At 68.7% G+C, this 9,955-nt stretch carries 10 protein-coding genes and 1 pseudogene; 8 read left to right on the top strand and 3 right to left on the bottom strand.

Translation table 11 applies throughout. The features are described 5' to 3' along the window. Positions 1–201: pseudogene (locus D180_RS01060) on the bottom strand (protein-(glutamine-N5) methyltransferase, release factor-specific); the annotation flags it as partial. A 240-nt stretch (positions 202–441) separates the two neighbouring features. Between D180_RS01060 and ahpC the strand changes: the two are divergent. The 8 genes from ahpC (at position 442) to D180_RS23680 (ending at position 8,529) form a co-directional block, all read left to right on the top strand. Then, positions 442–1,008, top strand: coding sequence for an alkyl hydroperoxide reductase subunit C (gene ahpC, locus D180_RS01055; protein ID WP_010341941.1), 567 nt, complete (start codon positions 442–444; stop codon positions 1,006–1,008). Between the two features lie 161 nt (positions 1,009–1,169). Continuing rightward, a complete protein-coding gene (gene ahpF / locus D180_RS01050) occupies positions 1,170–2,762 on the top strand; it encodes an alkyl hydroperoxide reductase subunit F (RefSeq protein WP_017911311.1) in 1,593 nt (530 codons plus the stop codon). Between the two features lie 151 nt (positions 2,763–2,913). Then, a complete protein-coding gene (locus D180_RS01045) occupies positions 2,914–3,867 on the top strand; it encodes a LysR substrate-binding domain-containing protein (protein ID WP_017911310.1) in 954 nt (317 codons plus the stop codon). Between the two features lie 110 nt (positions 3,868–3,977). Continuing rightward, positions 3,978–4,409, top strand: a complete 432-nt coding sequence (rnk, locus tag D180_RS01040; protein ID WP_017911309.1) for a nucleoside diphosphate kinase regulator — start codon at positions 3,978–3,980, stop codon at positions 4,407–4,409. Between the two features lie 46 nt (positions 4,410–4,455). Next, positions 4,456–5,424, top strand: a complete 969-nt coding sequence (gene tal / locus D180_RS01035) for a transaldolase (RefSeq protein WP_017911308.1) — start codon at positions 4,456–4,458, stop codon at positions 5,422–5,424. Between the two features lie 269 nt (positions 5,425–5,693). Then, positions 5,694–6,263 (top strand): type 1 glutamine amidotransferase family protein, encoded by a 570-nt coding sequence (locus D180_RS01030; RefSeq protein WP_017911307.1) that lies wholly within the window; start codon positions 5,694–5,696, stop codon positions 6,261–6,263. Positions 6,264–6,453: 190 nt separating this feature from the next. Next, on the top strand, positions 6,454–7,680 hold the full coding sequence (locus D180_RS01025) for a hypothetical protein (protein WP_017911306.1): 1,227 nt from the start codon (positions 6,454–6,456) through the stop codon (positions 7,678–7,680). A 108-nt stretch (positions 7,681–7,788) separates the two neighbouring features. Beyond that, on the top strand, positions 7,789–8,529 hold the full coding sequence (locus D180_RS23680) for a hypothetical protein (RefSeq protein ID WP_157835395.1): 741 nt from the start codon (positions 7,789–7,791) through the stop codon (positions 8,527–8,529). On the opposite strand, the gene msrA is transcribed toward D180_RS23680, so the two are convergent. Then, positions 8,475–9,125 (bottom strand): peptide-methionine (S)-S-oxide reductase MsrA, encoded by a 651-nt coding sequence (msrA, locus tag D180_RS01020; RefSeq protein ID WP_017911305.1) that lies wholly within the window; start codon positions 9,123–9,125, stop codon positions 8,475–8,477. The genes D180_RS23680 and msrA overlap by 55 nt on opposite strands. A 103-nt stretch (positions 9,126–9,228) precedes the next feature. Continuing rightward, positions 9,229–9,750, bottom strand: a complete 522-nt coding sequence (locus tag D180_RS01015) for an SgcJ/EcaC family oxidoreductase (protein ID WP_017911304.1) — start codon at positions 9,748–9,750, stop codon at positions 9,229–9,231. Between the last annotated feature and the right edge of the window lie 205 nt (positions 9,751–9,955).

Genomic DNA, 9,955 nt, shown 5'->3' with positions numbered 1-9,955 from the left:
GGCCACCGGCTCGCCCTGTACACGCCGGGCGAGCAGCGCCTGAAACCCATCCGCCACCTCGTCCGCCAATGGATCGCGGGCGTGCGCGAACAGCCACGCGCGGTCGCGTTGCAGGGCGTGCAGCAGCAGGGCTTCGGCATCGGCACGCTCGACCTGGGTGCAGGCGTCGCGCAGCAGGGATTCGGGGGTGGGCGCATTCATCGCTGTCACGATGACGCAGCGAGCGCGGAAAAGCCAACGTGGTAGAACGGACCGACGCCCATGCGCCCTGGGCGGCTGACGCGCTGTTCGCGCGGCAGTGCAGCAAAGAGCCAGGCTTGGGAATCGATAGAGGAAACCTATCTATTCAATTCCATCAATCGATTTGAGGGATCTATCGGCGCCCCCTATCATGAGCCTCGTTCCATCCCCCGACCCCTATTGCAACCACGAGGAAACTCCATGTCGTCTTTGATCAACACCCAGGTCCAGCCGTTCAAGGCCAATGCCTACCGCAATGGCGAATTCATCGAAGTCACCGACGCGGACCTGAAGGGCAAGTGGTCGGTGCTGATCTTCATGCCGGCCGCCTTCACCTTCAACTGCCCGACCGAAGTGGAAGACGCCGCCGAGCATTACGCCGAGTTCCAGAAGATCGGCGCCGAGGTCTACATCGTCACCACCGACACCCATTTCTCGCACAAGGTGTGGCACGAGACCTCGCCGGCGGTGGGCAAGGCCCAGTTCCCGCTGGTCGGCGACCCGACCCACCAGCTGACCCGCGCCTTCGGCGTGCACATCGAGGAAGAAGGCCTGGCCCTGCGCGGCACCTTCGTGATCAACCCGGAAGGCGTGATCAAGACCCTCGAGATCCACGACAACGCGATCGCCCGCGACGTCACCGAGACCCTGCGCAAGCTCAAGGCCGCGCAGTTCGTCGCCTCGCACCCGGGCGAGGTCTGCCCGGCCAAGTGGAAGGAAGGCGAGAAGACCCTGAAGCCGTCGCTGGACCTGGTCGGCAAGATCTAAGCCGCCCGCGCTCCCATCTCCGCCTCGCGGCGGGGGTGGGGGTGAACCGCAGCCGGCATCGCGCGCCGGCGCCGGCTGCGGTTCATCCCTCCTCCCTCTTCGCAGCGCGCTGCTCCGGCAGCGTGCCTCCCCCTCGCTTTGCCCAACGTCAGGAGTCCGCCATGTTGGATGCCGATCTGAAAACCCAGTTGAAGGCCTACCTGGAGCGGGTCGTCCGGCCCATCCACATCACCGCGTCGGTGGACGATGGCGCCAAGTCGCGCGAGATGCTCGACCTGCTCGAGGACCTGGTGCTGCTGTCGGACAAGATCACCCTGGACGTGCACCGCGACAGCGGCGAGCGCGCGCCCTCGTTCGCGCTGAACAGCCCCGGCCACGACATCCACCTGCGCTTCGCCGGCCTGCCGATGGGCCACGAGTTCACCTCGCTGGTGCTGGCGCTGCTGCAGGTCGGCGGCCATCCGTCCAAGGCCACCGCCGAACTGATCGAGCAGGTGCGCAACCTGCCCGGCGAGTACCGCTTCGAAACCTATTTCTCGCTGTCCTGCCAGAACTGCCCGGACGTGGTGCAGGCGCTGAACCTGGCCGCGGTGCTGAATCCGAACATCCAGCACGTGGCGATCGACGGCGCGCTGTTCCAGGACGAGGTCGAGGCGCGGCAGATCATGTCGGTGCCCACCGTCTACCTCAACGGCGAAGTCTTCGACCAGGGCCGCATGACCCTGGAGCAGATCGTGGCCCGGCTCGACACCGGCGCGGCCAAGCGCGATGCGGCGGCGATCGCGGCCAAGGCGCCGTTCGACGTGCTGGTGGTCGGCGGCGGTCCGGCCGGCGCGGCGGCGGCGATCTACGCCGCGCGCAAGGGCATCCGCACCGGCGTGGCGGCCGAGCGCTTCGGCGGCCAGGTGCTGGACACCATGGCGATCGAGAACTTCATCTCCGTGCAGGAGACCGAAGGCCCGAAGATGGCCGCGGCGCTGGAGCAGCACGTGCGCCAGTACGACGTGGACATCATGAACCTGCAGCGCGCCGAACAGTTGGTGCCGGCCGGCGCCGACGGCCTGGTCGAGGTCAAGCTGGCCAACGGCGCATCGCTGAAGAGCCGCACGGTGATCCTGTCCACCGGCGCGCGCTGGCGGCAGATGAACGTGCCCGGCGAAGACCAGTACCGCAACAAGGGCGTGGCCTATTGCCCGCACTGCGACGGCCCGCTGTTCAAGGGCAAGCGCGTGGCGGTGATCGGCGGCGGCAACTCCGGCGTGGAAGCGGCGATCGACCTGGCCGGCATCGTCAGCCACGTCACCCTGGTCGAGTTCGACAGCAAGCTGCGCGCCGACGAAGTCCTGCAGCGCAAGCTGCGCAGCCTGGGCAACGTCGACATCCTGGTCAACGCGCAGAGCACCGAGGTGCTCGGCGACGGCCAGAAGGTCACCGGCCTGGTCTACAAGGACCGCGTCGGCGGCGATGTGCATCGCGTGGCGCTGGAAGGCATCTTCGTGCAGATCGGGCTGCTGCCGAACACCGAATGGCTGCAGGGCACGGTGGCGCTGTCGCCGCGTGGCGAGATCGTGGTCGACGACCGCGGCCAGACTTCCCTGCCGGGTGTGTTCGCCGCCGGTGACGCGACCACGGTGCCGTACAAGCAGATCATCATCGCCATGGGCGAAGGTTCCAAGGCGGCGCTGAGCGCGTTCGACCACCTGATCCGGCACAGCGCACCGGTCGCCAGCGGCAGCGTGGCCGAAGCGGCCTGATCCGCATCCGTCCCGCGCCGCTTCGCCGGCGCGGGACCAGGGCGTGCGGTCTCCACCGCGCGCGCCCATCTGTCTCGTCGCCAAGTGCGCCACACGCTCTATGCTGTGACCCTGCGTCACCTCCCGCCGCTGCGTTCCGAGGAACCCGCTGATGAACCTGCGTGATCTGAAATATCTGGTGGCGCTGGCCGATCACAAGCATTTCGGGCGCGCCGCCGCGGCCTGCTTCGTCAGCCAGCCGACGCTGTCCACGCAGATCAAGAAGCTCGAGGACGAACTGGGCGTGCCGCTGGTCGAGCGCGCGCCGCGCAAGGTCATGCTGACCCCGGCCGGGCGCGAGGCCGCCAGCCGCGCGCGCGGCATCGTCGCCGAGATCGAGCAGATGAAGGAGGCGGCGCGGCGCAGCCAGGATCCGGAAGCCGGCACCGTGCGCCTGGGCATCTTCCCGACGCTCGGCCCGTATCTGCTGCCGCACGTGATCCCGCGCATCCGCGCGCGCTTCCCGCAGCTGGAACTGCTGCTGATCGAAGAGAAGAGCGACGTGCTGCTGACCCGCCTGCGCGAAGGCCGGCTGGACGCGGCGCTGCTGGCGCTGCCGCTGCACGACGAGCAATTGCATGCCGAATTCCTGTTCGAGGAACCGTTCGTGCTGGCGGTGCCCGAGCAGCATCCGCTGGCGCGGCGGCCGACCCCGCTGACCATGGACGAACTGCACGCGCAACGCCTGCTGCTGCTCGAGGACGGGCACTGCCTGCGCGACCAGGCGCTGGACGTGTGCCACCTGTCCGGCGCGCTGGAGAAAGCCGAGTTCCAGGCCACCAGCCTGGAGACGCTGCGGCAGATGGTCGCCGCCAATGTCGGCGTGACCCTGCTGCCGCTGCTGGCGGTGCAGCCGCCGGTGGCCAATCCGCCGAACCTGCGCCTGCTGCCGTTCGCGCCCGACGGCGGGCCAAGCCGGCGCATCGCCATGCTGTGGCGGCGCAGTTCGGCGATGGGCGCGTTCCTGCAGCAACTGGCGCACCTGTTCGGTGCGCTGCCCGAGGAGTTGTTCACGCTGCCGGCGCAGGCATCGCTGCCGGACCAGGCGCCGCGCCAGGTGGCCTGAACAGGCCGACCGGCCGCGACGTCGCATCGGCGCCGGCTTGCTTGCACAATGGGAACGGGGGCGGCGCGGTGCCGCCTCCGTTCGTTGTGCCATCCAACCGGAGCCTGTCCATGACCTCGCAACACCACAGCGGCCTGCCGCCCTCGTTGATCGTCTCCAGCCGCGACCTCGCGCGCCTGGAAGCCCTGCTCGACTCCCCTGCCTTGCACCAGCACCCGGCCGCGCAAGCGCTGGGCGCAGAACTCGACCGCGCCACCGTGATGGCGCCCGACCAGATTCCCCCCGGCATCGTCACCATGCATTCCCGCGTGGAGTGCGAAGACGAACTGCACGGCGAACGCCATCAGCTGACCCTGGTGTATCCGCACGAAGCCGATGCCGCGCATGCGCGCATCTCGGTGCTGGCCCCGGTCGGCAGCGCCCTGCTCGGCCTGGCCGTGGGCCAGTCGATCGACTGGCAGGCGCCCGGCGGACGCCCTCTGCGCCTGCGCGTGACCGCGGTGCAGCGCGCCAACGACGACAATGCGCGCGCAGCGCGTTAACGTGCGCGGCCCTATCCTTGTTCCCACTCGTTTCCGAGAGATACCGATGACCTCTTCCGCCCCCTCCAAGCTCGCCCAGTTGCGCGAGTTGTCCGTGGTCGTGGCCGATACCGGCGACTATGACGCGATCAAGCGGCTCAAGCCGGTGGACTGCACCACCAATCCGACCCTGGTGAAGAAGGCGCTGGACCTGCCGGTCTACGCCGATCTGATCGATGAGGCGCTGGCCTGGGCGCGCGGCCAGGACGGCGACCACGCCGCCCTGGTCGACGAGATCGCCGACCGCCTGACCATCGGCGTCGGCGCCAAGCTCAGCGCGCTGGTGCCCGGCCGCGTGTCCACCGAAGTGGACGCCGACCTGGCCCACGACACCGCCGCCACCATCGCCAAGGCGCACAAGTTCATCGACATGTACGCCGAGCGCGGCATCCCCAAGGACCGGATCCTGATCAAGGTCGCCGCAACCTGGGAAGGCATCGAGGCGGCGCGGCAGCTGCAGCGCGACGGCATCGATTGCAACCTGACCCTGATCTTCAACCGCACCCAGGCCCTGGCCTGCGCCGAGGCCGGCGTGTTCCTGATCTCGCCCTTCGTCGGCCGCATCCTCGACTGGTACGTGGCCAAGGGCCAGACCCCGGCGACCATCGACGAGGACCCGGGTGTACAGTTCGTGCGCGGCGTGTACGACGAGTTCAAGCGCCGCGGTTCGCAGACCGTGGTCATGGGCGCCTCGTTCCGTTCCACCGCGCAGATCGAGGCGCTGGCCGGCTGCGACCGCCTGACCATCTCGCCGGATCTGCTGGAGAAGCTCGACGCCGACCACGGCCCGCTGCCGCGCAAGCTCTCGCCCGGCCAGGCCGACGGCGCCAAGATCGAGCCGATCGACGCCAAGCGCTTCGCCGCCGACCTGGCCGCCGACCCGATGGCTACCGAAAAGCTGGCCGGCGGCATCGACACCTTCGCCAAGGACCTGCAGGCCCTGCGCGACACGATCCGGAAGAAGCTGATCGGCTGAGTGTTGCCTGCACCCCAAGCGCGGTGATGCTGCGCTTGGGGTGCCGGGAATAGGGAAACGGGAATGGGGAATTGGCCAAGCGGGTGCGCCTCTCGCCGCCGTTTTCCCGCCCGATCAGATGTCGTCGCTACAGGCGCTTGCGCACCAACCACGAACGCCAAAACAGGCGCAGCCACAACGCGTATCACCCATGGCGCTTTCGACGCCGCGTTGGCGCGGCCACAACTTTTCCCAGGCTATGCTGCGCGCCCGAGTGCAGAGGCAAGGCAATGGCGACGATCGCAGTGGTGATGGTGGACGGCGTGGCGGACTGGGAGATCGGCACCATCCTGCCGGCGGCGCGGGCCTGGTTCGGCGACACGATCCAGATCGCCAGCATCGACGGCAAGTCCATCACCTCGATCGGCGGGCTGGAGCTGCACCCCACCTATGCGCTGTCGGACCTGGCGCCATTGGACGCCGACCTGTGGCTGCTGCCCGGCAGCGACCGCTGGCAGGCCGGCGAGATTCCAGGACTGAGCGCACTGCTGCAGCAGCGCCTGGAGGCTGGCCGCGGCGTGGCGGCGATCTGTGGGGCGACCCTGGCGCTGGCCTACGCCGGCCTGCTCGATAGCCGCCCGCACACCAGCAATTCCGAAGCCTTCCTGCGCGAGCACGCCGGCGTCTACGCCGGCAGCGCGCATTACCAGGAGCGCCGCGTGGTCAGCGCCGGCGGGCTGATCACCGCCCCCGGCACCAGCCCGGTCAGTTTCGCCGAGGAATGCCTGCGCCTGCTGCACCCCGAACGCGAGGAGCAGATCACGCAGATGCGGCAGATGTTCGCGGCCGAGTTCGTGTAGCGCGACCAGTGCCACCTGTCATGCAGACGGCGGCGGCACGCCATGACTACACTTGTCGCCACACCCTGCAACCCACCATCGGCGGCAGCCCGCGGCGTCGCGGTCGATCCGCGGCGGGCGTGACGTAACGGCGGTCACGCACGCCAGCGCGCCGGCAGGGTGCTTCCACGGCCTGGACAGGAGAGAGTGCATGCGCGGATGGATGGTGCGTTGGTTGTTTTCGCTGGCGATGGCCGCCGCCAGTGCCACCGGCATGGCCGCCACGCCGGCACCGACCCGGGTCGCGATCCTGGGCGTGGAGCACGCGGCGCAACTGGTCTCCGAGCGCGACCAGCCGGGTGTGCTCGCCGCGTTCCTGGAGCACCTCGCGCCGGATGCGATCTGTCTCGAGCGACCGCCGGAGCAGGCGGCGCGCGGCGATTACTACGAATACACCTACGAGGTGCAGGGCGTGATCCTGCCGTACGCTGCGACGCATCCCGTCGCCCTCTGTCCGATCGACTGGATGCCGCCGGTGGAGGACGCCAGACTCGGCTTCGGCACGGATCTGGACACGCCGCTGGAACTGCGCCGCGAGCAGGGGTTCCAGGGCTTCCTGTCGTTCCCCGACAAGGCCGCATTGCAGCGCGATTTCTTCGCGGCGGATGTGGCCGAGAACGTGGCCGCGGTGCGGAAGTGGGCGCAAACCCCGGCGCCGCGCGCCGACCAGGACCTGCCGCGACGCCTGTACCTGTACCGCACCTTCCTGCAGGCCCAGCGCATCCGCGCCGCGGCACTGGCGCACCCGGGCAAGACCGTGCTGGTCGTGGTGGGCTATTTCCACAAACCGGACCTGGAGACGATCCTCGCGCACGACCCGGCGATCGCGCTGGTGCAGCCGTCGACGCTGGGGCGCCCCACCGCGGACGCGGTCGCGCGCGCCAGCACCGCGTCACAGCGCGCGGCGATCCTGGCCTTCAACCTGCTCGGCACCCAGGCCGAGACCGGCAACGTCGACTGGGCATGGATGCGCCGCGTCCTGGAGACGTACGCGACCGAGGCGCCGGCCGCCGAAACGGCGCTGTTGCGAAGCCGCCTGGCCCTGCTGAGCGGCCAGATCGCGCCGGCCGAAGCGCGGCGCCGCTACGCGCAGCTCGCCGAGGAAACCCCAGCCGAGCTGGCATTCGGCTGGACCGGCGTGCAGGACCGCAGCCGCGTGGATTCGTTCTTCGATCCCTTCGGCAATCTGACGGTGCGCCAGCGCGCGACGCTGGAACTGGCACGCACCGACTATGCGCTCGGCCGCAGCCGCGACGGCGATGCGGCGATCGTGCGGCTCAAGGCCGAGCTGTCGCCACGCAAGGCGCTGCAGTTGTCCGGCTATGCGGCACGGCTGCGGCCGGCCCTCGACAAACACGACACGGGCATCGCCAAGTAGGCAGGCGGCGTCGGCCAATGGGCACTGCTGCGTCCCGGCGCGGTTCAGTCTCGTTTCTTGAGAGCGTGCCGTGGCTTCATGCCACCGAGTTCAGCCCAGAGGCGCGTCATGTCACTCGTCGAGTTCGCAAGCCGCTACAGCAACCTCGCCGGCGTCATCGCAGCAGCCGGAGCCCTTCCCATGTTTTTCCTGAAATGGAGGACCGGCTTTCTCAGTCTCTCCGTGAAACGCACGCAACGCCTTTACGCGCTTTCCCTGGATGGTGCCTGGCGCACCGCGGACGCGGCTGCGTTGCAAATCGCGGTCGGCAATGCCATCGGCGGCAATCTCGATGGCGACGAAATTAGGATCGCGTTGGAACGCAGCAATGCGGCAAAGGTTCTGACTTACTGCAAGATGGCCAAAGGCATGATCGGGGTGTCGAACGACAAGTCGCACTTCGTGCCCAAAGGGATCTGGAAATCAGCCAGGAGCTATCGAAAAGGAGCCATTGCGCTATACGCGGCCGCATTCGTGCCCTGGTTGCTTGCACCGGCCGCCTTCAATCTCTTTGCGCCATCCAACCAGAGTGCTGGTGGGATTGCGCTGGCGATGTTGCTATCGACCCTCGTCCTGGCATGGCTCTCCGCGTGTGCGGAAGCCGCTTACCGTCTCACGAGCGACTTTGATCGGAGATACCCCAGGCTCCAGCCGCTCCCAGCCAGCAAAGGACGGACGAGGGCAGCGCGCAAGAAGCGTGCTGGCGCGCCGCAGCCGAGCGCGGGTCGGCCGCGGCGCAACCTCCGCGTTGAGACTCAGGCCTCCAGCCCGATAGGACAACTCACTCCGGTCCCGCCCAGCCCGCAGTAGCCGCCCGGGTTCTTGGCCAGATACTGCTGGTGCTCGTCCTCGGCGTAGTAGAACGGCGGCGCCGGGAAGCGGATCTCGGTGGTGATGGAGCCGTAGCCGGCAGCGTCCAGGCGCTGCTGGTAGGCATCGCGGCTGGCCAGCGCGGCCTCGTACTGCGCTTGGGTGGTGCAGTAGATCGCCGAGCGGTACTGGGTGCCGGTGTCGTTGCCCTGGCGCATGCCCTGGGTCGGGTCGTGGCTTTCCCAGAAGGTCTGCAGCAACTGCTCGAAGCGCACGGCCTGCGGGTCGAACGCCACCAGCACCGCCTCGGTGTGGCCGGTCTGGCCGGAGCACACTTCGCGATAGGTGGCATTGGGCGTCTCGCCGCCGGCATAGCCGACCGCGGTGCTGAACACGCCGGGCAGCGACCAGAACTTGCGTTCGGCGCCCCAGAAACAGCCCAGGCCGAACTGCACCTGCTCCAGGCCGGCGAAGGCATCGCGCAAGGGATGGCCGTTGACGAAGTGACGGTTGTGCAGCGGCAGCGGCTGCGCGCGTCCCGGCAGGCTCTCGCCCGGGCGCGGCAGGCGCTGCTTGAAGGCACCGATTCCCAACATGGCATGGACTCCTGGCAGCGACGGCGATGTCGTGTGGATGGCGCTGCCGGAGTCCGCTTTCAAGTGCGCCCGACCACCGCGGCGGCGGTGACGGACGCGACGTTCACTTCGCTGCGGCGCTGGCCGTGGCGGCGGCGACCGGTTCCGGCATCGCCGAGCTGTGGTGGTTGATGATCAGCCAGCGCCCGTCGCGCTTTTCGTAGACGAAGGTGTAGCGCGCCTGCACCTGGCGGGTGCTGCCGTCGGGATTGTTCAGGGTGAAGGTGTAGACGCCGGCGTCGACCGCGCTGTCGTCGTCGAGCAACCGCACCTGGCGGTAGTTGATGGCACCGCGCGGCTTGGCGGCGAGGAAGTGGCTGAAGTAGTCCTCGATCTCGGCGCGGCTGGCGCGGACCTGGTTGGACACCGTGGGCAGCAGCACGCCGTCGCGGGCGTACAGGTCGGCCACGCGCTGCGGATTGCCGGTGGCCAGCGCCGCGTTCCAGCGGTCGAACAGGCCGGCGATCTCGCGCTCGGCGCTGCTGGCCGGCGTCGCCGGCGTACCGTCGTAATGCATCGCCGGCGCGGCCAGCGCGATGGAGGTGGTGGTCAGGCCCAGTGCCAGGGCGAACAGGATGCGACGCATGGGAAGTCTCCGTGTGCTGAGGGGATGCCGTCTCGGGGCGAAGCGAGTATCGGCAGCGGCGGCTTGCGCAACATCCGCCGGGCGGCATATCCTCGAATATGCCGTTCGGCATATCGGAGACGCACCCGTGCACCCTCCCTCCAATGCAGGCCAGTGGCGTGAAGCGCTGCGCCGCGACGCTGCCGACGCCGCGCGCTGGCAAGCC

Origin of the sequence: Xanthomonas sp. SHU 166 (assembly GCF_000364685.1) — a bacterium.
GTDB lineage: Bacteria > Pseudomonadota > Gammaproteobacteria > Xanthomonadales > Xanthomonadaceae > Xanthomonas_A > Xanthomonas_A sontii.
This window is presented reverse-complemented; position numbering and strand designations above follow the sequence as displayed.

Coding starts and splice junctions, on each gene's coding strand:
- rnk (WP_017911309.1), top strand. CDS start 3,978: ATGACCTCGCAACACCACAGCGGCCTGCCGCCCTCGTTGATCGTCTCC.
- D180_RS23680 (WP_157835395.1), top strand. CDS start 7,789: ATGTCACTCGTCGAGTTCGCAAGCCGCTACAGCAACCTCGCCGGCGTC.
- tal (WP_017911308.1), top strand. CDS start 4,456: ATGACCTCTTCCGCCCCCTCCAAGCTCGCCCAGTTGCGCGAGTTGTCC.
- D180_RS01015 (WP_017911304.1), bottom strand. CDS start 9,750: ATGCGTCGCATCCTGTTCGCCCTGGCACTGGGCCTGACCACCACCTCC.
- D180_RS01030 (WP_017911307.1), top strand. CDS start 5,694: ATGGCGACGATCGCAGTGGTGATGGTGGACGGCGTGGCGGACTGGGAG.
- D180_RS01045 (WP_017911310.1), top strand. CDS start 2,914: ATGAACCTGCGTGATCTGAAATATCTGGTGGCGCTGGCCGATCACAAG.
- ahpF (WP_017911311.1), top strand. CDS start 1,170: ATGTTGGATGCCGATCTGAAAACCCAGTTGAAGGCCTACCTGGAGCGG.
- msrA (WP_017911305.1), bottom strand. CDS start 9,125: ATGTTGGGAATCGGTGCCTTCAAGCAGCGCCTGCCGCGCCCGGGCGAG.
- ahpC (WP_010341941.1), top strand. CDS start 442: ATGTCGTCTTTGATCAACACCCAGGTCCAGCCGTTCAAGGCCAATGCC.
- D180_RS01025 (WP_017911306.1), top strand. CDS start 6,454: ATGCGCGGATGGATGGTGCGTTGGTTGTTTTCGCTGGCGATGGCCGCC.